The organism is Fictibacillus sp. 26RED30 (assembly GCF_015903845.1).
In the GTDB taxonomy this organism is placed as follows: Bacteria; Bacillota; Bacilli; order Bacillales; family Fictibacillaceae; genus Fictibacillus; species Fictibacillus phosphorivorans.
Genome location: NZ_JACZDV010000001.1, coordinates 2,407,710 through 2,428,574 on the forward strand (window position 1 = coordinate 2,407,710; position 20,865 = coordinate 2,428,574).

General features: G+C 38.8%; 21 protein-coding genes. 4 read left to right on the plus strand and 17 right to left on the minus strand.

Annotation, left to right across the window (positions count from 1 at the left end; all coding sequences use genetic code 11):
• Positions 1 to 136: 136 nt before the first annotated feature.
• Positions 137 to 1,186 carry an NAD(P)/FAD-dependent oxidoreductase gene (locus IHV11_RS12405; protein WP_197194819.1) on the plus strand — a complete coding sequence of 350 codons (1,050 nt, stop codon included), beginning with the start codon at positions 137 to 139 and terminating at the stop codon, positions 1,184 to 1,186.
• Positions 1,187 to 1,309: 123 nt separating this feature from the next.
• Here the strand turns inward: IHV11_RS12405 and IHV11_RS12410 are convergent, their stop codons facing one another.
• Together IHV11_RS12410 and IHV11_RS12415 are read right to left on the minus strand one after the other, a co-directional pair.
• Entirely contained in the window at positions 1,310 to 1,663 is a 354-nt protein-coding gene (locus tag IHV11_RS12410; RefSeq protein WP_197195005.1) for a VOC family protein, read from the minus strand.
• Between the two features lie 29 nt (positions 1,664 to 1,692).
• Positions 1,693 to 2,991 carry an Nramp family divalent metal transporter gene (locus IHV11_RS12415; RefSeq protein ID WP_312035167.1) on the minus strand — a complete coding sequence of 433 codons (1,299 nt, stop codon included), beginning with the start codon at positions 2,989 to 2,991 and terminating at the stop codon, positions 1,693 to 1,695.
• Between the two features lie 296 nt (positions 2,992 to 3,287).
• Here IHV11_RS12415 and IHV11_RS12420 point away from each other — a divergent pair, with 296 nt between their 5' ends.
• Positions 3,288 to 3,602: a MerR family transcriptional regulator gene (locus tag IHV11_RS12420; RefSeq protein WP_197127192.1), complete on the plus strand. Its 315-nt coding sequence runs from the start codon at positions 3,288 to 3,290 to the stop codon at positions 3,600 to 3,602.
• A gap of 37 nt (positions 3,603 to 3,639) precedes the next feature.
• Here IHV11_RS12420 and IHV11_RS12425 read toward each other — a convergent pair whose 3' ends face one another.
• From IHV11_RS12425 to IHV11_RS12455, 7 genes are all read right to left on the minus strand, one after another.
• Positions 3,640 to 4,368 (minus strand): exonuclease domain-containing protein, encoded by a 729-nt coding sequence (locus IHV11_RS12425; RefSeq protein ID WP_197194820.1) that lies wholly within the window; start codon positions 4,366 to 4,368, stop codon positions 3,640 to 3,642.
• Entirely contained in the window at positions 4,365 to 5,342 is a 978-nt protein-coding gene (locus IHV11_RS12430) for a DUF294 nucleotidyltransferase-like domain-containing protein (RefSeq protein ID WP_197194821.1), read from the minus strand. Before IHV11_RS12430 ends, IHV11_RS12425 begins: the two co-directional genes overlap by 4 nt.
• A 60-nt stretch (positions 5,343 to 5,402) precedes the next feature.
• Positions 5,403 to 6,677 carry an ammonium transporter gene (locus IHV11_RS12435; protein WP_197194822.1) on the minus strand — a complete coding sequence of 425 codons (1,275 nt, stop codon included), beginning with the start codon at positions 6,675 to 6,677 and terminating at the stop codon, positions 5,403 to 5,405.
• Positions 6,678 to 6,831: 154 nt separating this feature from the next.
• Positions 6,832 to 7,806, minus strand: a complete 975-nt coding sequence (locus tag IHV11_RS12440; protein WP_197194823.1) for a bile acid:sodium symporter family protein — start codon at positions 7,804 to 7,806, stop codon at positions 6,832 to 6,834.
• Positions 7,807 to 8,037: 231 nt separating this feature from the next.
• Entirely contained in the window at positions 8,038 to 9,774 is a 1,737-nt protein-coding gene (gene abc-f / locus IHV11_RS12445) for a ribosomal protection-like ABC-F family protein (protein WP_197194824.1), read from the minus strand.
• A gap of 379 nt (positions 9,775 to 10,153) precedes the next feature.
• Positions 10,154 to 12,547 carry a M14 family metallopeptidase gene (locus IHV11_RS12450; protein WP_197194825.1) on the minus strand — a complete coding sequence of 798 codons (2,394 nt, stop codon included), beginning with the start codon at positions 12,545 to 12,547 and terminating at the stop codon, positions 10,154 to 10,156.
• Between the two features lie 196 nt (positions 12,548 to 12,743).
• Positions 12,744 to 13,319 carry a GNAT family N-acetyltransferase gene (locus tag IHV11_RS12455; RefSeq protein ID WP_197194826.1) on the minus strand — a complete coding sequence of 192 codons (576 nt, stop codon included), beginning with the start codon at positions 13,317 to 13,319 and terminating at the stop codon, positions 12,744 to 12,746.
• A 90-nt stretch (positions 13,320 to 13,409) separates the two neighbouring features.
• On the opposite strand from IHV11_RS12455, the gene IHV11_RS12460 reads away from it, so the two are divergent.
• Entirely contained in the window at positions 13,410 to 14,975 is a 1,566-nt protein-coding gene (locus IHV11_RS12460) for a hypothetical protein (RefSeq protein WP_197194827.1), read from the plus strand.
• A gap of 111 nt (positions 14,976 to 15,086) precedes the next feature.
• On the plus strand, positions 15,087 to 15,341 hold the full coding sequence (locus IHV11_RS12465) for a YiaA/YiaB family inner membrane protein (protein ID WP_066392185.1): 255 nt from the start codon (positions 15,087 to 15,089) through the stop codon (positions 15,339 to 15,341).
• A 46-nt stretch (positions 15,342 to 15,387) separates the two neighbouring features.
• On the opposite strand, the gene IHV11_RS12470 is transcribed toward IHV11_RS12465, so the two are convergent.
• The 8 genes from IHV11_RS12470 to IHV11_RS12505 all read right to left on the minus strand — a co-directional run bounded on the left by IHV11_RS12470 (position 15,388) and on the right by IHV11_RS12505 (position 20,532).
• Positions 15,388 to 15,681: a putative quinol monooxygenase gene (locus tag IHV11_RS12470; RefSeq protein ID WP_197194828.1), complete on the minus strand. Its 294-nt coding sequence runs from the start codon at positions 15,679 to 15,681 to the stop codon at positions 15,388 to 15,390.
• 18 nt (positions 15,682 to 15,699) lie between these two features.
• Positions 15,700 to 16,338 carry a nitroreductase family protein gene (locus tag IHV11_RS12475; protein ID WP_370568655.1) on the minus strand — a complete coding sequence of 213 codons (639 nt, stop codon included), beginning with the start codon at positions 16,336 to 16,338 and terminating at the stop codon, positions 15,700 to 15,702.
• Between the two features lie 45 nt (positions 16,339 to 16,383).
• Positions 16,384 to 16,821 (minus strand): MarR family winged helix-turn-helix transcriptional regulator, encoded by a 438-nt coding sequence (locus IHV11_RS12480; protein WP_370568656.1) that lies wholly within the window; start codon positions 16,819 to 16,821, stop codon positions 16,384 to 16,386.
• Positions 16,822 to 16,974: 153 nt separating this feature from the next.
• Entirely contained in the window at positions 16,975 to 17,157 is a 183-nt protein-coding gene (locus tag IHV11_RS12485; RefSeq protein WP_191752941.1) for an alpha/beta-type small acid-soluble spore protein, read from the minus strand.
• 233 nt (positions 17,158 to 17,390) lie between these two features.
• Positions 17,391 to 17,945, minus strand: a complete 555-nt coding sequence (locus tag IHV11_RS12490; RefSeq protein ID WP_197194830.1) for a GNAT family N-acetyltransferase — start codon at positions 17,943 to 17,945, stop codon at positions 17,391 to 17,393.
• A gap of 8 nt (positions 17,946 to 17,953) precedes the next feature.
• A complete protein-coding gene (locus IHV11_RS12495) occupies positions 17,954 to 18,361 on the minus strand; it encodes a GNAT family N-acetyltransferase (RefSeq protein WP_197194831.1) in 408 nt (135 codons plus the stop codon).
• A 12-nt stretch (positions 18,362 to 18,373) separates the two neighbouring features.
• Positions 18,374 to 19,501: a DNA polymerase III subunit beta gene (gene dnaN / locus IHV11_RS12500; RefSeq protein WP_197194832.1), complete on the minus strand. Its 1,128-nt coding sequence runs from the start codon at positions 19,499 to 19,501 to the stop codon at positions 18,374 to 18,376.
• Between the two features lie 134 nt (positions 19,502 to 19,635).
• Positions 19,636 to 20,532: an AraC family transcriptional regulator gene (locus IHV11_RS12505; protein ID WP_370568674.1), complete on the minus strand. Its 897-nt coding sequence runs from the start codon at positions 20,530 to 20,532 to the stop codon at positions 19,636 to 19,638.
• Positions 20,533 to 20,865 lie beyond the last annotated feature (333 nt).

Consider the following 20,865-nt stretch of genomic DNA (forward strand, 5'->3'; position numbering starts at 1 on the left):
AAACCTTCTACATCTTCGGCTAATCCCCTTTCTTTCTAACACTTTCAATTTCCTGATTGTAAAGTTTTAAAACTGATTGTATACTACTAATTGAGAATGATAATCAATATTATGTTCCAATAAGGGAGCGAACATTATGGATCAACATAACGTTTTCGATGTTACCATTATCGGCGGCGGTCCAGCAGGCCTTTATTCAGCTTTTTACAGTGGTCTTCGTGAAATGAAAACAAAAATTATCGAATTTCAACCGCAGTTAGGCGGAAAGATTCATGTATATCCAGAAAAGATGATTTGGGATGTTGGAGGACATACTCCACTTCCTGGTGCAAAACTTATTGAAAAACTCGTGGAACAAGGACTTACGTTTCATCCTGAAGTAGCACTAAATGAAAAAGTAGAATCTCTCTCACGAGATGAGAATGGAATTTTTATTTTGCAAGGTTCTTCCGGTGAGCAGCATTTTTCTAAAACGGTTATCGTTGCGGTTGGAAGCGGTATCTTGAACCCTCAACGACTAGATATCGAAGGTGCTGAAAGGTTTGAAGTGTCAAACTTAAACTATACGGTTAAATCCCTTCAGCATTTTAAAGATAAGACTGTTGTTATATCAGGTGGCGGAAATACTGCAATCGATTGGGCGAATGAATTAGTTCCGATCGCTAAAAAAGTGTATCTAACTTATCGAAAAGGAAATCTAGCTGGACATGAAGCGCAAGTAACACAATTGATGAACAGCTGTGCTGATTGCATTTTTAACACATCGATCTCAAAATTATTTGCGTGTCCCAACCATGAAGTTATTGAACAGATTGAGTTAACGAATCACGAAACAGGTGAGATCTCTTACCTTCCTATAGATGAAGTCATCATTAACCATGGCTATGAACAAGATACATCTCTGTTAGGTAACAGCGGATTGAACATTGAACTAGCGGACAATTTTTATATCGCAGGAAATGCTAATAGTGAATCTTCTATTCCAGGATTGTATGCAGCTGGGGATATCCTCAAACATGACGGAAAGCTAAATTTAATCTCTGGTGCTTTTCAAGACGCTGCAAATGCAGTAAATAAAGCAAAGCAGTTCATCCAGCCTGATGCACAAAAAGTTGCGATGGTATCCTCACATAATGAGGTGTTTAAAGAACGTAATCGCGAACTCGTCAAGCAGATGGTGAGATAATAGATCATTCACATACAAAACACCTTATTTTAACCCGTAATGGTTCTAGTCGGGTGTTATTATCTATCGTCCATTAATTTTTAAAAAGCTCAGAGCAGCCTCTGAGCTTTATTTGTTCGTATTTTATTTTTTATTCTGTATTAGTCCAAAACCTATACCTGTTGGATCATTAAGGTAAGCCAGATAAAACTCTTCAAATTCCATCTTTTCTCTTACAATAGTCGCTCCGTTAAGAACGGCATGCTCAATCGCATCATCAATAACTTCAACTTCGATTTGAATACGAGTTCCATGTGGAAAATCTTGAGGACCTTTTGCGATTCCACCATTAACACTCTTATTTTCACCTTCAGTAGTTGTAGCTGCCCAATAATCCCATTGAGGTTCTGCAATCTGCCACCCAAATACATTGCGATAGAAAGTTACCGCCTTTTCAGGTTCTTGACTGCTAAGTTCAAAACCTACAACTTTTCCGATATTCTTCTTCATAGCAAAGTCCTCCCTATTTAAAACAGCTTTTGCAGCTCATTTAATCCTAAAAAGGCGAACATGAGAAGACACCCGATCAAGACTGCATTAGTTAACCACTTGTTGCGATACTCAACATCAACTTTTTTAGAGTTTAATAAGATAATGAGTGAGATTGCAAGAAATGGCATGAACAATGCACCTAGCACACCATATATTATAATCAGCTGAACAGGCTTTCCTAAAAAAAAGATAAGCATTGGAGGGAATGTCAGCCACGCTAAATAAGCACGATATGACTTATCTTTTTCCGTAACCGGCTTAACCGAATGTAAGTCTTCCTTGTTCGTCTTGATTGTTCTTAAGAAGTCCGCAAACAGATAAGGCACACCGTTCCAAACGCCAAGGAGTGAAGTAAAAGCAGCAGACCAGAACGCGATTAAGAATAACCAACGTAACGGTGTTCCGAATTCTTGACCTAACAGTTCTGCAAGATTAAGAAGACCTTGGTCTCCTTCTAACTTTACATCCGTTCCAAATAAGAACTTAGCTCCGATTACGAGTGCGGCCATAGTGAAGATTCCTGTAATTACATAGGCTGCTTTCGTATCAAGTCTCATAATGGGAACAAATTCTTTTCCTTTCCAATTCTTTTCTCTTAGCCAATATCCATAAGAAGCCATAGTAATCGTACCGCCTACTCCTCCAATCAATCCAAGAGCTAACATGAGCGATCCGTCTGGCATTCTGGGTACAAAACCACCCGCAAATTCACCAATTGAAGGCAAAAAGAGCAATGAGGTACCAATAATTGTGATGAACATGACACCGATTAATACCGTCATGATTCTTTCAAAAAGCAAGTAACGGCCTGTCCAAACAAGTGCAAAACCTAATAGGGAATGAACGATTGCCCAAGCCCAGATCGGCATGATCGGAAGCATCGCATGCATACCTAGTCCACATGTCATCGCTGCGGTGGCACCGTAAATGTAACCCCAGATAACGGAGTAAACACCAAAATAGCCAGTCGCCCACTTCCCTAATGAATGCCAACCTTGTAGAATGGTTTGACCTGTCGCGAGATACCAGCGTCCGACCCCTTCGTTTAAGAAATACTTTAAAATAGAACCGATAACAATCGCCCATACAAAAGTCATCCCGAATGAGGTACCGATTACAATGGCAGTTACTAAATCTGCTGTACCTACACCAGTTGCCGCTACTACGAAACCAGGACCGATCATTTTCAGCTTTTGACCCATCGTTTGAGGTGGTACTGGTTCACTAGCAGCAACAGTATTAAGTTCATTGTTTAATTTCACTTCATTGTTCAAATTCAGCTCCTCCTTATCCCTTAAATAAAACGCTTTCAATAGAACATCTGCTAATTATGTCATATGTCTGAATATTTTATCAACTCCTTTTGTACCCATTCCTTCTTTAAAATAGCTCTTTAGAAAAGGACTTCTTTCATACTTATAAGAAACTAAACAACGGTATAAAATTGTATTCACCAAGAAAAATGTATTGGAATAAAATATATGTAAGAAAATCTAACATCAATATGGTATAATAAGTAACAATAATTAGAATTGTCTGGTTCTTCACTTCTTAGGATAGGAGGCTCAAAATGCCTGTTGATAAATCATCTTATAAAGATAAAAAGGTCATGTCTATCGGTATCATCAGTGAACTTACTGGTTTATCAGAGCGGAAGATCCGTTACTACGAAGAAAGAAAACTGATCTTTCCAGAAAGAACAGGTAAAGGCACGCGTAAATACTCTTTTTCGGATGTCGAACGTCTTATGGAAATTGCTGATCAAATTGAAGATGGTGTGCAAACATTTGAGATTAAAAAAGAACTTACGAAAAGACAGAAACGTGACGAACGTAATAAAATGATTCGCGGACAGATTAACGCGCAATTTAATATGAGAAATTAAAAAACAGCTGGCTCCACATTTCAAGGTGCCAGCTGTTTTATCTGGAGAGTCGTTCATATACCTCTCTCAAATTCTTAATTCCTAACTTTTGAACGCGCGCTACATAAACACTCCAAAGCTCAGCCGTCATCTTCGCATCTCCTAAGGCATGGTGTCGATCAATCACAGGCACGTTACAATGCTTACAGCAATCTTCTAAAGTAACAAGATTAACGTTTGGCTCAGCAATTTTTAGTAAAAATGAAGTATCTACTATTCGGTGTTTGAACTGACTTCGAAATAGCTTCCAATTATAATGTTGCAGAAACTTCTTTTCGTGACTTGCATGATGAGCCACGAGGACATGACCCCTTGCAAAATCATAAAAATCTACTAGCACTTTGGATAATTGAGGCGCATTCTCAAGTTCACTCTCTTCTATTCTTGTAAGCTCTTTGATCTCAGGAGAAAGCTCACCCTTACAATGCGCGAGAGAATAAAAAGTTTCTTCACGCCTCACTTCTCCACCTTTTACTTTCACAGCACCGATTGATAGAATCTGGTTTCCTTGCTCAGGAAAAAAACCAGTAGTTTCTAGATCAAAAACCACTACATTCAAATCATTGAGGGGTACAGTTAAACTCTCTTCCCTTTTCAACTCTTTTTCAAGCTGCCTTAAAAATGCGACATGTTGAGGACTAGATTGCCCTTGTAACGACGCATAAACACTTGAGTTTATTTTCCCCTGTACTTGCTTCATAAATTGAATAAGCGGATTCATCCTCATGTTTCTATCGTTCCTTTAATGACGGATTGAGTATATTCTTGGAGTTTTTGACCGTTTAATAGAATATGTTTCATCTCTTTTTTCTCGTCTTTACTGAGTTCTTTAATGTTTAAGTAGTGTATATCATCATAGTTTTCTGTATTTTTTTTATGATACTGCAGCCTGTAATGAAGCAATTTTTCAAATTCTTTAGCGCACCAACTAAGATTTTGTTTGTATTTAGACATGTTATTAAGCGCTTTTAGTCTTGCAAGAGTTGAAGTAGCTTCTAGACTTTCTTTCATTGCAAGCAAACGCACATTATTAACATACGGAAAGAAACCTGATTGCTTTAGCTCAATACTGCCTGCATGTGCGCCATGTGGTTCTGTTAAAAATTGATGAAAGAACCCGACCGCTTTTTTTACATGCTGTGTATTTTCTAACAAGCGTTCTAGAAAACGCGGATTCTTCTTAATGTAATCATGTACGATTTGTTTAAGTTTCTTGCAATATGCTTCTTCACCAATAAGCACTCGCGCATCGTAGAAGATCAGAAGAAATCGTATACTTTCAAAGCTCTCTTCAGTTAACCACTTTGACAGCTGCTCTTCCCACTCTATTATTGATTTACTCCAAACAGGATTTGAGCTCATTACATTTCCATCACAATACGGATAACCAACTTCGTTTAACCCATTCGCTAATTCTTTTCCGAATGTAATAAAGTATCGATTCGTTTTTTCGTTTTTTTCCTCATAGATCAGACCATGATCTTGATCTGAGATGATCGCTTGTTCAAATCTACCTGCACTCCCCATTACAAACCACGTATAACGGCAAGGAACAGGACCAAACTCTGAGATATGCCTTTCAAGAGCTGCTTCGAATACTTTCAACATCAGTTCATCATGAAAATCATTTAAAGCATGAGATGAATCTTGATGGTCGTTCCATTTATCATCACGCCATTTTTTTATCTGTGAATAAGGCATTTTTACACATCCTATGTGATAAAAGCATTGAGGAATAGACCCCAATGCTTTTATCCACTATTAATTTGCTATTCTATTCTTTTCTTCGTTTGCGATGAACGCCTCTGGATAACCATAGTTTCCGTGTTCACTAACATCCAGACCGATAATTTCTTCTTCTTCAGAAACTCGAAGACCTTTCATGACTTTTTTCATAGCGTATAAAAGAACGAAGGAAACAACAAATGCGTATAACGCTGACACAGACACACCCATCGCTTGAACGCCAAGCTGAGAAAATCCACCGCCATAGAACAATCCGGGCTTTCCTACTGTAGCAAGTTCTGGCGTAGCGAATAACCCTGTAGATAATGTCCCCCATACTCCAGCTGCTCCGTGAACGCTCAACGCATAGATCGGATCATCTACTTTTAATCTATCGAAAAATTTAACAGAATAGAATACTAAGATTCCTGCAACAAATCCGATCAGAACTGCTGCCCACGTTTCAACGAATGCACAAGAAGCTGTGATCGCAACCAGACCTGCTAACGCACCGTTTAATATTGTCGGAATGTCCGATTTACCAAGGACCATCCATGAAATAATCAGGGCGGCAACCGCACCTGCCCCAGCAGCAAGATTTGTATTTAACGCAACAAATCCAAAGAATCCATCATCAACTACAAAGGTACTTCCTCCATTAAACCCAAACCATCCTACCCAAAGGACGATAACCCCTAAAGCTGTGTACACTTGGTTGTGACCGAAAATGTTATTAGATGTACCGTTCTTATTGAACTTTCCGATACGCGGTTTTAAGAGAAGTGTCGCTGCAAAGGCTGCCATCGCACCTGTTAAGTGAACTACCGTAGACCCTGCAAAATCCTGCTTACCATGTTCTGCCAACCAACCTCCGCCCCAAATCCAGTGAGCTACAACCGGATAGACCACTACAGAGAAAAGAATAGCAAACACGAGATAGGCTGATAATTTCGCTCGTTCAGCAAATCCTCCGAACGCAATTGTTAAGGAGATTCCTGCAAACGCGAGCTGAAACATGAAGAATGCCGCTGTCGAGTAGGCCATTCCTTCAGCTTGATCACCTGAATAGAAAAAATCAGACAACCCGATAAAAAAGTTTGAGTTACCTCCAAAGATAAATCCATATCCAACTGCCCAGAATACGATTGATGCTAAACCAAACGTAAAGACAGTCTTTCCGGCAATGTGGCCGGCATTTTTCATTCGAGTCGATCCCGCTTCAAGTAAGATAAACCCGCCTTGCATTAAAATGACAAGAAGTGCACCTAGCACAAGCCAAACACTGTTTAATGAAAACATGATATCTTCCATCTGAACGCCCCCTACTGAACTGTTTCTTTCATTCTATACAGTTCTGGCGCAGATTCTACACCCATGTAAGATTATCTAACATGGTTTTTGAAATGACCAATTAATAAAAGAAAAAGCAAACCCCACAATGTATAAAGGTTTGCTTCTCTCACTGTTAAACCACTTTAGATGATGTAGTGTGAGTGCTCGTTTGTACGGCATCACGTTCCGTTCTCTTTCCCCACCATGTTGCAAGCAATGGTCCTGATATGTTGTGCCACACACTAAAAATTGCACTCGGCACAGCAGACAACGGCGAAAAGTGAGCCACTGCAAGCGCCGCACCTAGACCAGAATTCTGCATTCCGACTTCAATGGAAATGGCCTTTTGGTCGGCAAAGTCCAACTTCAAACCTTTCGCGATCAGAAAACCGATTAAAAGTCCCAGCACATTGTGAAGAACCACTATGGATAAGATTAATAATCCTGTCTCAGCAATTTGTTTTGCGTTTGCTGCTACAACAGCTGATGCTACAGCTACGATTCCAACTACTGATACTAGTGGTAGTGCAGCCACGCTTTTTTCCACTTGTTTACGGAATAAGAGTTTTACAACTAGACCTAATACAATTGGTACGATTACAATTTGAACGATTGATAACAGCAAGCTGCCCGCAGATACTGAAAGCCATTTGCTCGCAAACAGCAGCGTTAGAGCTGGTGTTAAGATCGGTGCGAGCAGTGTTGCCACAGATGTCACCGCAACCGATAAAGCGGTGTTACCTTTTGCTAGGAAAGTCATCACGTTTGATGCCGTTCCACCAGGACAGCATCCTACTAAAATAACTCCAACTGCCACTTCTGGCTGTAATTGAAATGCCGTTGCTAGTCCAAACGCAAGAAGCGGCATGATCGTATACTGTGCTGCCACACCAATAAAAACACTCTTTGGAGCTTGAAACACTGCTTTAAAATCATTCAGCGAAAGGGTCAGCCCCATCCCGAACATGATAATTCCTAATAATAGAGGAATATAGGGAGCGATCCATGTGAAGCCTTCTGGAATCAAAAATGCTGCAATGGCAAAAAGAATCACCCAAATCGCAAAGGTGTTGCCCGCTGTCTTACTTACTTTCTCTAAAAATCTCATGGTTGTCACTCTCCTTTTTAAGAGAGTATAAACGAGTTATCTGAAATTTCAATGGTTATTGCTTAAAAATTTAGAATTATGTGATTATATGTGTTTTTTATGTGATGAGGTCTTACTTTTATATGATCGACTCCATTTTTTATGTGATTCCTTCAAATATTTATGTGATTATCAATTTTCAGGCTCATCCAACTGAACAAAGCCAGGCGGATACTTCCACCTGACTTTGTTTTACAGAGATATTTTTTGTACGAGCTGCCGCTTTTTACTCATTAATAGTCGTAACTCTTCATCAACCGCTCTGTACTCATCCGTCCCCGTTTTACAAAAACTTATTTTTCCAAGCATTTCTGTAATCTTGTTTTCTACTAAAGCTAATTCTTCAGCTAGATGCTGAGCACCTTCATTTGTAGAACGTTTACTTTGTTCTTCATGTTCACTAAGGCCAATCTCTATCCTCTTGAGCTGCTGATTCTCAATCACTAGCAGTTTATCACACAGCTTTTCAACGAAGAATCTGTCGTGCGAGACGATGATAAGTGTGCCTGAAAACTGTAACAATGTTTCCTCCAACTGCTCCAGGCTCGGCAGATCCAAATGGTTTGTGGGTTCATCCAGAATGAGTACATCATATTCCTGCAAAATCATCAGGACCAGCTTAACGCGTGTTCGCTCTCCTAAACTCAAGTGACAGATTGGCTTCGAAAGTTTTCGGTCCTCGATCCCCATGTTGGCAAAGATTGTTCTTGCCTGCGTCACTTGATGCTTCTCCTCTAAATCAAAATATTCATACACCGTTTTTTCTTCTGGCAGATCACTCACATCTTGGGATAGATAAGCAATTTTCATCGATTCACTTTTCCAGATGGATCCTTTCGTTACAGACTCCTCGCCAAGCAACATTTTAATAAATGTTGTCTTCCCCGATCCGTTCGGACCCTGCAACGCTATTCTTTCACCGTGTTTAATGTAAAAGTGACTTTCTTTAAAGAGGGTTCGATCTCCATATTGTTTCGTTAGACCACGGGCTTCGATGAGTCTTTTTCCTCTCTTTCCAGTGGAATCAAATTGAAAGAAAACGTCACTTTCTTCTTTGGGCTTATCGATCCCTGTTTTCGAGAGTTCTAGATTCAAGCGCTTTAATTTTGATTTAATTTGATTATCTTTTTTCTTTGCTTTCATCCGTTCATATTCTTTCAGCCCCATCTGTCTGTTCTCAGCTGCGGTTCCACCCTTACCTGCTTCCCGGTGAGCTTTATCAGACCACGTTTTTAACGTGTTCACTTGCTGCTGAATCATGTGTATTTTTCTTTGTTGTTTCTCATAATCTCTTTGTTGTTGTTCAAAACGACGTTGTTTCTCTTTTCTATACGATGAATAGTTCCCTTCGTAAATGGTGAGAATGCCGTCTTCCAGTTCAAAAATCTTCTCTACCGTTCTATCAAGAAAATAACGATCGTGAGAGATGATAATGGCTGCTCCTCTATAGTTTTGAACCTCTTCTGTAAGCCAAGTGATTCCTTGAAGATCTAAATGATTTGTCGGTTCATCTAAAATAAGGAACTCTGGATGATTCGCCCATATTTTGGCGATAGATACCTTTAATCGTTCTCCACCACTCAAATGTTGTAATTCACTCTTTTGAAGTAAATGTTTTTGAAGCCCTAACTGCTTACTTGTTCGCAGCAAATCTTCACCTGTTTCCATCAACTCCCGTTCAACATCTAACACATAATCTGTTGATTGTGGTAAATACCCCATGTGCAGATTTGCCGGCCAGGTCGTAATTGATCCATGATCGTGGTTAATACATTTCATAAGGATGTTAACGAGCGTTGTTTTCCCACTGCCATTCCAACCTACTAAACCAATTTTTTCACCTTGCCTGATATCAAATGAGATATCTTTTAATATTTCTTTATCTCCAAATTTTTTCTGCAATCGTTTAACTTGTAATACAGTCGTCATGCAGCTCACCTCTTTCTTGTTCGTAAAGGAGGCTCGCAAAAAAACCTCCCTGGAGACCCAGAGAGGTTGGTGAGTTCGCACAAATATGGTAATAACACGTATCCAAAGAAACACAAGAACATCATGTTCTTTGTGTGAAATCATAAGGGATATTTACGTGTATACGCAAAATGGGCAGACTTATCCTATTCTCCAGGTCTCAATATTGAGTTAGCCTAAGAAAATAAGAGTTTTCCACATCAGCGTAGTACCGTTCCTTTCCAAAATGACTTCTACTTACAATTGTTAGTATATGGTCGTAAACATTAAATGTCAACGCATGCATCAAACTGTTCTAAAAGACAAAAGGAAGAAGCCTTCTGCCTCTTCCTTTCATACATTATTTGATAAAGAAAGTTTTCGTGTTGTACTTCTTGTTGTTTCCTGGTTCGTATCGATTCTCTACGTTTTTGCTCGCATCGACTGAGAACCAGTTTAACGTTGTCGTCTTTTCAAACGTTAATGTTTCCGGTCCTTCACGTGTACCGCTCAACTGCAATTTCTGAGAATCAAACGTTGGACGGCTGCCATCTAACGTGTAGTAGATTGTAGCAGGTTCACTCGTTTTGAAGCTGACTTCAACTTTATCTTCGTGTTTTCCGCCATTTGGTGTGATACTTGATTTTGGCGCTTTTTTATCTTTAGAATATTGATACGCCACATCAATAAGTCCTAATAATCCGTTTGAAAACTCCATGGCTTCTTCATGCCCTTCTTCAAACGGAGGCTGAAAACCAACCAGTTCCCAACGTTTTGTTTCTTTGTTCCAAAGATCGGCCCCTACTTCAAAGTTCCAAGCGTAGATTCCTTTTTCATACCAGAGGTGATCTGCTGAGTTTCCTGCAGCAGAATAAAGTACGTCTGGAATTGGCCCTGTTCGACTCGGTAAAATAACCGTTCCACGATGCTTTTTGATCTCTTTTAATATATGGTCAGATGCTTGCCAATAATAAGCTTCTTCCCCAGCAGACGGGCGAGGCAATGTTTCACGTTCTGGCGTATACGCACCTGGTGACCACATGAAATAACCACCATAGCTATGAATGTTCATTGCAAATCTAATGTTTGGATTCTCATCCGTTAACCAAACTAGATTTCGGCTTTCAGGTTCAGAATGCTCGCTAGGTCCCGCATATGTGCCACTTAAACAATTCGTTGTTGATGCTCCAACATACCCATCAAATGCAGAACCCACATCATGGTTACGATTCAAATCAACGCCCCATGAATTGCGATAACCATTATCAGACTGATGAGGTGAGCAATGGTTCGTCATGTTTTTACGTTGTGAATTAAAGTCATAGAAACTATAGTGCCCTCCATCAGGATTCATGGACGGAATAATAAAGATATCAAGATTATCAACAAGTTTCTTTGTCTCTTTATCATGCGAATAATTTCGTAAAAGTCGTTCAGCGGTTTCAACGGAAACTAGCGGTGTTACCCATTCACGAGCATGTTCTTGTGAGTAACCGAGTACACCAGGCTTAGTACCATCTCGGTGCTTTCCGATCCGAATCGCTTTAACAGTAAAAGGATCACGCGATACGGTGGCAGGTGCTTTTAAGTTATCCGAAAGGTTAGATATAGCAGGTTCAACAATTCCGTTACCTGTATTTCCACGGTAAGTCGTAGCAGAGACAAGATTACTCGCTTCTGCATTCAGAAGATCTACAACTTCCTTAGCCGTACTTTTTGCGTTACCTGCGGCATCTGTCGCTAGCGTAACGATGATTTTGTTCCCGCTTGTTCCAACAGAAAGAGGAGCACCTGCAGCTGATGCCTTTTTCAATTCAATGCTGATTGCATTTCCGCCTTCATGTCCCCAGTCTCTAGACGTCACAACAACAGCTGTGTTCTGCATCGCTCCTAGAGTCGCTTGTGCTTGTCTGCGATATCCGTTCGTCTTGTTCGGCATCTCCACAATTTCAGCAAGCTCTGGGTATTCTTTTACTAAGTTCTCAATTCTCGCGTTAATTTCTGTTGGATCCATATAATGGTCAACAAAGTTTTTTACATAATGTTTTCCAGGCTTGTCCGGCTTTCCTTCACCAAGCCATTCGGTTACTTTAGATGTGGCTGATCCTCCTAATGAGCTTTCAATTGTTATGTCTTTCGGTATCGCTGTTACTGGCAGCATAAAGGAATGATAGAGATACTCTCCAGCATCCTGAATCTGTTGCAGTGTTGTGGTTTTCTCTTCTCCATTTTCTGTCCATTTAGCAGTAAGGATTGTGCTCGAAACAGCACCAGATGTGGATTTTGCTTCAACATAAAGGAAAGTGTCCGATTGATTCGTGAAGTGGTTTGCTCTCAGGATCGTTACTGTTTCTTCAGCAGCTGTTAGCTTTTGTTCTTGCTTAACTGCCATTCTTCTTTCTGAGGCACGCTGGTTGAGTTGGTTTTCAGTAATCAGCGTTTCTTTTACGTTAATTCCATAGAGCTTCAGCATCGCAACTTCAGATGGTGTTACGACCGCATCTACTTCAATTTGTCCATTATGAACGTGCATCCTGTGTGTCAGATCGATACCAAGTTCTTCAATCTTCCTCATCGCTTCCTTCGTGTTAGGAACAGCAAGCTGAACGAGAGAAACAGATTCTTCTGGCTGTATTTTAAGGGATGAAGCTTCAGCAACCGGTGGCGCTATACCTGAATCCATTGTTGAAAAAGTAATCCCTGCAACAGTTGATAATACAAGTGCAGAAGATAGCCATCTCTTATTTCTTTTCATAACAAGCACACCTCCTATGTATATATAAGGTAAGTGTAACTTTATTATCAGAAAATTCAATCATACTTAAGGATGTACAAAGAGAGTTAAAAAGCCCATCATAATAACTACGAAATTTGTAAAAATAATTAATAAAAGGTAAATTTAGTAATTTAGGAGTGGGTAGAAGATCTTATCTCGATACGTTTATCAAGTTTTAAAGGCTATGCTTCATTTCAAACTCTTCTTTTAAGACAGCGTACATCTTTAGATCTCGATGCTCTCCTTTTGTAAACATCGCTTTTCTTAACGTACCTTCATATTTCATCCCTAGCTTTTTCATAACCCCTTCAGATCCACCGTTCTCTATAAAACATCTTGCCTGAATTCGTACTAAATTCATGTTTTTAAAACCGTAATTCAGAAGCTCCTTACCTGCTTCAGTCGTAATGCCCTGACCCCAATAGTTCTTCGCGATCACATAACCGATCTCAGCAGTTTTATGATTGATCTGCCATGAGACAAAGTCGATCGTACCAATCAGTTGGTTGGTTTCTTTTAAAACAATTCCCCAAGGGGCTAAATCAGCACTTTCATATCTCCTTAACACGAAACCGATGAATTCCATCGTATCCTCTATTGTTTTGTGAGCATCCCAAGTAACATAGCGTGAAACCTCTGCATCCGATCCATACTGAAACATATCTTGTGCATCCCCTACTGTTATTTTCCTTAAAAGAAGACGCTCTGTTTCTAATGTTGGTAAGTTCGTAAAAATATCTTTGATTTCCAAGATAAACTCCTCCTAACTTTATTGTATACTTAATTCAAAAAAAGGAAAAATATGGACTTTCGTCGAATTTTGGAATAAGGGGGAAATAAAATGAATAAAATAAAGCCTTTTGTTATTCCACTTCTATTCTTCTTGGTTATTTTTATTTCGTTCACTTTAGAAAATTTAAAGACTGAACAAAAACTACCTATTGAAGGTTGGAGCCGGTCACTGCCATTACAAACAGAGAAGATAGGTGAAGTTAAGCCTGTATTTCAAGAACAAAACGGAATGCAGCGTGTATATGTTCCGAAAGAAAATGAAGTTTTGAGTTTTCAAGTTACTGAAAAATTAGAAGTGAAAAATAAACAAACCGTTCCTCTTTCTATTCCAAGTCCCCAAGACTTCTGGGTACAAGGTGATCAGTACGTATTCGTAAGGGACAAGAAGCTCATTTACTATGACGGGAAGAATGAAAACGTTCTTGATCAAGACGTTAGAGGTATGGATTCTAATCCAAACAACATCATTTATTTTAAAGAAAACGAAATTTTGGCAGTAGATAAGAGTTCATGGAGTGTTCAATCTTTAAAGAAAGTGCCTGAACAAATTTATTCAGTTGTTCTAAACGACAAATCTGATTCGTTTATTAGTGTTAGAAAATCTTCTAAGGAAACGACTAAACAAGTTAAGGTTACTTTTCACCAACCTGATAATCAGTTTGACTCTGGATTTAAGGAATACATAATTTTAAATATAGATGAACAGATTCATGAAAATCATTTTGGCTTTTACTTTATTGAGAATGGAAATGATGTGACGGTTTATTATTCTCTGTTTAATAATAATTCTGGAGGTAAGTCATATAAGATCTATCAAGGGACCAACCAATTGAATGCAAATACTGATTGGGATTTTTCTATCATGACATTCATAGACAATAAAGGAACGAAGCTTGAAAATCCAAAGTTTATTCAATATGGCGTTGATGAGAATGGTCAAGCAAAAGTACTGTTTACTACTCGTGCATTAAAATCTAACGAAAAAGAAGCTGTTAATGTATATGAAGCACGAGCTGATGAAAATGTTTGGAAAACTGAACTACGGAGTACAACAAACTATCAGTCCATTCACCCTTACTGGATTGGTGAAGATTCAGTTATGTGGTCAAACTTAGTGGGTTACAAAGAGTACAAATTTAGTGGAGCTTCTAAAAATCCTGATGTTATTGAAAAGAGTCTTAAAATAACAAAGATAGATATTAAGGAAGCTGTTTCTGCAACGGTATTATCTCTTTTTCAAGGATTAATCTTTGTGATGAGTTCGGTGTATTGGATCACTCCTGCAGTCCTTTTTGCATTAGTTATCTACATAGTAAAGATTAAATGGATGGAAGATGAAGATAAGCGCATTTTGTACACCATCTTAGCTCTGTTCCTCGGTGTTCAATTCATCTTTATTCAGAAATTGTTTAATACGCATTATTACATGTATGCTCCCGATTACTTGGCGTTTGCAGGGAGTTCCATTGTTATTCCTGTGGTAGTGGCACTACTTAGTGGTGCCGCAGTCTGGTATGGAAGAAAACAAGATTGGGGCAAATTAACGGCTATTTGTTATTTTGCTGTATTAAATACTTTCTTTTTATCGCTTGTTGTTGGGCCGTATATGTTTTAAAGGATGGAAATAAGAAAAATAAGGAAATAAGACTATTTATTGATTATAATGAAGATAGCTTTTGGCATATATATTTTTATCCATATTAAAGAAAATGAAGGAGGTTTACATATGCAACGTCATAGAAGAAGAAACACACCTGCTTTTACCGTTTTAGCTTATTTCACGTTCATTGCTGGAGTGTCCATGTTTTGTATCGGACTCTACAATGCAGACAATTTGCAACTGAACGAAAAAGGGTATTATATTGCCGTGATGATATTGGTCGCAGTAGGCGCAATCCTTACGCAAAAAGTTACTCGTGATAACGCGGAGGATGACGAACTAATCGCTGAGCAAGAGCGAAAGTATACGAAAGCAGAATAGGACCACAAAAAAAGGAAGGCACATTTAATGCGCCTTCCTTTCATCATTATTTTACTTGTTCTCCAGCGTACACTTTTACATCCATTGGAGCAGCCATAAAGCTTGCTGCTTTTTGACCGAACGCCACAAAGTGCTCACTTGTGTTATGATTTTGAACCGCTTCTTGGTTCTCCCAAACTTCTACCATCATATACGTTGCTTTTTTTTCTGTATCTTTTTTAAGATCGTATTGAATGTTACCACTTTCAGCGCGCGAAGCCTCTACTAACGTTTTCACCTCAGCTAAAAATGCTTCTTCCTTATCCTTTTGAACCGTTAAACCTGCGTGAATAATAATCATTTATTTATTCCCCTTTCCTTATCTCCACTCTGTTGTTTCTTCTACTGATAGACGAACAGATTGATATCCTGCATCAGCTGCTTTACCGATAGAAAGCAGCATAACTGGGAAATATCGTTCTTTATCTAAACCAAACGCTTCAGCAATTTCAGCTTTTTCGTATCCACCGATCGGGTTCGTGTCATATCCGTGTGCACGAGCAACAAGCATCAGTTGCATGGAAACAAGTCCTGCATCGATCAAGTTCATATCTTTAAATTGCTCTGGAGTCATTTGTTCTAACAGTCCACGAATAGCTGGCACTTGCTGATTTCTAACTTCTTGAGGCATATGTCCTTCGTCTACGGCTTTGTCGTAGATTTTTTCAAGGTAATCCAAGCTGTTGTTATCTGCAAATACAGCAATTACAGCAGATGATGTTTCTACTTGACGTTGGTTAAACTTAGCTAGAGGTGCTAACGTTTCTTTTCCTTCAGGTGTATCAATTACGACAAAGCGCCAAGGCTGTAAGTTAACAGAAGATGGAGCAAGAGAAGCCTCTGTTAAGATTTCTTTCATCTCTTCTCTAGAGATTTTTACTGATGGGTCGTAGTTGCGAATGGATCGACGTCCAGTGATAATTTCGTTGAAGTTGTTGATTTTAGTTTGTTGCATCATACATTCTCCTTTATGTGTAATAGTCTTGGTTGTGCTTGATTGTGATTACTCAAAATGTACAATATTGTGCTGAATACGTGTTAACATCTCAAGCAAAGTTTTTCTTTCTTCAGCAGAAAAATCATGTAATACACCAGAAATAAAACGTTCCTTTTCTTCCAGGTAATGAATGATTTTCAAACGACCTTCCTCTGATAGAGAAACATACGTAAATCGTTGATCTTTAGGATCTTTCCTGCGGATCACCATTCCTTTATCTTCGAGTTGTTTCAGATGCCTAGTTACGGCAGCATGATCAATATTCACTTTCTTTTGAAGAGCTCTTTGACTAATCTCTTCCACTTCATATAATTCATGCAAAAGCTCTAAGCGAGTCTGACTGATCCCTGTACAGCTTTCAAACTTAGGAACCGTTCTGCGATGTATCTCATACAATCGGTTAATAATCTTCTCATCATCTATATATGAGTTGGACAACAGCATCCCCCTCCTTCGGATAATTGATAGCTCAATAATTGATACGTCAACTAATATAAAATACTTTGTTTCAAATGTCAAACAGAAGAGTTTCTTATGTAAAAAAATAAAGAGGCTATCTGCGATGAACAGATAGCCAAGCCATGATATTTAATTTAATTAGCGCTTTCCGCCAAGAGCTTGAGCAACTAAACGTTTTGTGATTTCTCCACCTACAGATCCGTTAGCACGAGAAGTTGAATCTGGTCCAAGGTTTACTCCGAACTCAGAAGCGATTTCATACTTCATTTGGTCGATAGCTTGTTGTGCACCTGGTACTACTAATTGGTTTTGGTTAGCCATGTTATTTTCACCTCCTTGTTGAATTAAGATTATAATCCCACAATGAATCGTTCTTATGCGCGACAGAAAAAGGTAGTATTTGTTAATAAAAAAATAGGACGATAATTTGAGTATCGTCCTGTGTGAAACAAGTGGCAAACCTGTTCTTTGTATAGTTTTAGATTTTCCTTAAAATGAGTAATTATTCCATTTATCTTATAAAATTTTACAGGTATGAATATGGAATACAACAATTAAAGATGCGAAACACTATTTGCAAAATATTCATCTTTTATCACACTCATTCGTAACCGATCAACAAACATGCCGCCACGTAAACGGTCTTGTCTTAGAATGCCTTCTTCTACATAACCTGCGTTTTTATAGGAGGAGATGGCTTTATTATTATCGATCTCGACTCTAAGCCAGATTTTATTAAGGGAGAGTTCATTAAAACCATACTTTAGCATCTCATGCATAGCGGCAATACCATAGCCTTTGCCCCAATAACCTTTTTCACCAATGGCTATGCCTAATTCGGCATGTTGATTCAATCGATCTATATTTTTCAGATCGACCCATCCAATATGTTCGCCTGTTTCACTAAGTATTGCTTTTTGCTCATAACCGCTGTTCTTAGCGATACACTGCCTTATCCAATTCCTTGTTTCTTCCATACTAAATGGTGGATATTTGTCAGGCATGTTTAGGTGCTTTGTCACTTCTACGTCCAAACACCACGCATAACGTTCTTCAGCATCCTCTAGAACAAGATCTCTAAGTTGTACTTTTGGAAGTACCTTTTGCATGTTTTCACCTATTTTCTTTGTTTTTTCTTTTGAAAAGATTGAATGGACTTTGTATAACCTAACTTTTCAAAGAAATGTTCTTTCCCTGGCTGAGCACCTATAAAGAGGGATGTTGGACTTTGTTTCCAAGCTATTTCCATTAGATGTTTGCCTATCTTCCTGCCTTGATAGTCTGGCCTAATAAGAATTTCAGTGATGGTTCCAAAGAAATAGCCATCAGTGAGAATTCGAACACAGCCAACGAGTTCTTTATCATCCCATGCTGTGATGTTTAATGTTTTTTGTATAGCTTCTTTTGTAAACTGTTCATGGTACTCACCTGGCCATACAGCATTCACTAACGAGAGGAATTTTGTAACGCACAAATCCTGGTCTAAAACATATGTGATTCGTTTTTCTCCATCTTTGTACTTCATGGAACACACTCCCTAAAAAGATCTAACGGGTGAAATGAGATGAAGATAACTTGATTTTTGATGTGTGGATTCAATTACGATTGGTCTCATCGAGCCGTTAAATTTTATGTTGATCTCTTCGTCCATAATCGTATGTAAGGCTTCCTTCAAAAAGTGACCATCAATTGAAATCTTAAGATCATCGTCACCTGCTAGGTCCTTAATTTCTTGTAATTCTTCAATGTGACCCATTTCTGAAGAGCCTGATGAGATGCACAGTTTACGATTTTTAATACTTAACGTAATATTGTTGTTTTTCCATTCAATAGCAAACAAACAGGCGCGATCAATTCCTTTTACAAGAATCTCTCTATCTAGAGTCAATACTGTTTTTTGTTCATTCGGAATGAGTTTGGACGTATTCGGATACTGCCCGGAAATTAATCTAGAATACAGTGAAATCTCATCTGTTTCAAAAAGGATGTAACCGTCTGCTGAGTACATTTTTACGATACCTGAATAATCACTGATTTGTTTTACAAGTTCATTCAGGCTGGAGCTTGGAACAATAAACGAGGTCTCATTCGATACGTGAACTTCGTTTATTCTAGAAGCTAAACGTTGTGAATTAGTGGCAACTGCCGTTAGCTTATTGTTTGAGAACGTAAAATGAACACCAGTAAGTACTGGCCTCGTTTCATTTTTAGCTGTTGCAAAAACTGTTTGTTTGATAATCTCTTTTAATTCGTTTGCATCCATACCAATAAAGTTTATTTGATCAATCTCAGGTAACTGTGGATATTCGTCCGCTCTAAACCCATTCAGCTGAGTGAAGATGTCCCCCGATCTAACCTTTAACACTTGAGTATTGCTTACTTCGATATGAACGTCTTCAGGTAGCTTGCGAATGAGCTCTGTAAAATATCGCTCTGAAACGACTGCACTTCCTGCTTGATCAATGCTGATATTTCGGGACGTTATGTCTCTAGAAATAAAACGTTTAATGATAATATCTGAGTTTGTGCCTATGAGCGTTATCCCCTCATCCTCTGCTACCACTTTTATGCCGGAAAGAATGGGAACGAGTGATTTTTTAGTAACGGCTCTTCCCACATCAGAAAGAGCTTTACTAAATACTTTTTGATCAACCGTAAACTTCATAATTTGATGTATCCTTCCTCGTTTATCTGCTTGGATTTTCATTAATATTCAGATTATTAGTTTAACACAAAATTCCAATTTCTCAGATTTAAAAAACCCTTTCAGCTCATGGAGCAAAAAGGGCCACACACCATTTATTTCACTTTTTCAGCTTTCTTAACGAGCGGGATGTAAATGTCGATCTGTTTGTTCTCATCTCCATAGCAACGTTCATCGTAAAGCTCGAATTCTAACTTTCCATTATGCTCATATCCTGAATCAGGAAACCATTTGGAGAAGATTTCAACCCATGTTTGCTGGATCGATTGTACGAAGTTCTCCTCTGAAGCTTTTGGCGTTGTAAAAACAGCATACTCCATCTCTGGAAAACTTCTATAGGACATTCCTTCTGGAGCAGGTGTACCCTTATCCACTTCCATTCCAATCATATAAACAAACTCACCGGTTGTTGTATTGTATTCTGTGCACAACCCCAGTTCTTGGTTCTTGTTTAGAGGGTTTGGAATCTTTTCTCCTAATTTATTCTGAATATAATTTTGCCAAAACTTTGGAATATCTACATTATTTTGTCCATCTGTGTTTCGTGTGTTTAAGTCATACCCGATGATGTGGAAAGCTGGTTTTTTAATGATTTTCATTTCCATGTTTATTCCTCCTGTATAACGGTTCATATTCAGGTAAGTCCTTTGATGAAGTGAGACGGGATGAACGGATGCATTACGGTACTCTCGCGGCGATCGGCCATACTGTTTTTTAAATGCTCTATTAAACGATTCATGATAGTGAAACCCTAGATCAAAAGCGATATCGATCACTTTATCGTCTGATTGCAACAATCGCTTTGCCGCGTGTGAGAGTCTTCTTTTCCGCACATAATCCATAACGGATTCGCCGACTAGAAACTGAAACACTCTATGATAATGAAAAGGCGAGAAGCAAGCGAGCTCTGCAAGCTCCTCTAATGTGATGCGGTTCTGCAAATTCTCTTCAATATAGTCAAGTGTCCGCTGAATACAAACTTCATAATCCATCTCCATCACCTACCCTACTTCCATCATATACACGAACGTTCATTCGTTCTTAACCTTTTTTGCTAAGTTATCGATTTACTTATTCTATATCGACAGGAGCAGTCCTCCTATGAGGGTTAATTTCATGAGATTGAGCTTTCAATCCCTGGGTTTCGGCTCTCAATCCACGAGTTTTAGCTCTCAATACACGAGTTTCGGCTCCCAATCCACGAGTTTTAGCTCCCAATCCACGAGTTTTAGCTCCCAATCCACGAGTTTCGGCTCTCAATTCAAAAGTTTCGGCTCCCAATCCACGAGTTTCGGCTCCCAATCCACGAGTTTCGGCTCCCAATC

Bases quoted from the DNA above. Each gene is read 5' to 3' on its own strand.
- IHV11_RS12460 (WP_197194827.1), top strand. From the start codon at position 13,410: ATGAATAAAATAAAGCCTTTTGTTATTCCACTTCTATTCTTCTTGGTT.
- IHV11_RS12435 (WP_197194822.1), bottom strand. From the start codon at position 6,677: ATGGAAGATATCATGTTTTCATTAAACAGTGTTTGGCTTGTGCTAGGT.
- abc-f (WP_197194824.1), bottom strand. From the start codon at position 9,774: ATGACGACTGTATTACAAGTTAAACGATTGCAGAAAAAATTTGGAGAT.
- IHV11_RS12465 (WP_066392185.1), top strand. From the start codon at position 15,087: ATGCAACGTCATAGAAGAAGAAACACACCTGCTTTTACCGTTTTAGCT.
- IHV11_RS12485 (WP_191752941.1), bottom strand. From the start codon at position 17,157: ATGGCTAACCAAAACCAATTAGTAGTACCAGGTGCACAACAAGCTATC.
- IHV11_RS12480 (WP_370568656.1), bottom strand. From the start codon at position 16,821: ATGCTGTTGTCCAACTCATATATAGATGATGAGAAGATTATTAACCGA.
- IHV11_RS12470 (WP_197194828.1), bottom strand. From the start codon at position 15,681: ATGATTATTATTCACGCAGGTTTAACGGTTCAAAAGGATAAGGAAGAA.
- IHV11_RS12440 (WP_197194823.1), bottom strand. From the start codon at position 7,806: ATGAGATTTTTAGAGAAAGTAAGTAAGACAGCGGGCAACACCTTTGCG.
- IHV11_RS12425 (WP_197194820.1), bottom strand. From the start codon at position 4,368: ATGAGGATGAATCCGCTTATTCAATTTATGAAGCAAGTACAGGGGAAA.
- IHV11_RS12475 (WP_370568655.1), bottom strand. From the start codon at position 16,338: ATGATGCAACAAACTAAAATCAACAACTTCAACGAAATTATCACTGGA.
- IHV11_RS12505 (WP_370568674.1), bottom strand. From the start codon at position 20,532: ATGGATTATGAAGTTTGTATTCAGCGGACACTTGACTATATTGAAGAG.
- dnaN (WP_197194832.1), bottom strand. From the start codon at position 19,501: ATGAAGTTTACGGTTGATCAAAAAGTATTTAGTAAAGCTCTTTCTGAT.
- IHV11_RS12405 (WP_197194819.1), top strand. From the start codon at position 137: ATGGATCAACATAACGTTTTCGATGTTACCATTATCGGCGGCGGTCCA.
- IHV11_RS12420 (WP_197127192.1), top strand. From the start codon at position 3,288: ATGCCTGTTGATAAATCATCTTATAAAGATAAAAAGGTCATGTCTATC.
- IHV11_RS12450 (WP_197194825.1), bottom strand. From the start codon at position 12,547: ATGAAAAGAAATAAGAGATGGCTATCTTCTGCACTTGTATTATCAACT.
- IHV11_RS12490 (WP_197194830.1), bottom strand. From the start codon at position 17,945: ATGCAAAAGGTACTTCCAAAAGTACAACTTAGAGATCTTGTTCTAGAG.
- IHV11_RS12430 (WP_197194821.1), bottom strand. From the start codon at position 5,342: ATGCCTTATTCACAGATAAAAAAATGGCGTGATGATAAATGGAACGAC.
- IHV11_RS12495 (WP_197194831.1), bottom strand. From the start codon at position 18,361: ATGAAGTACAAAGATGGAGAAAAACGAATCACATATGTTTTAGACCAG.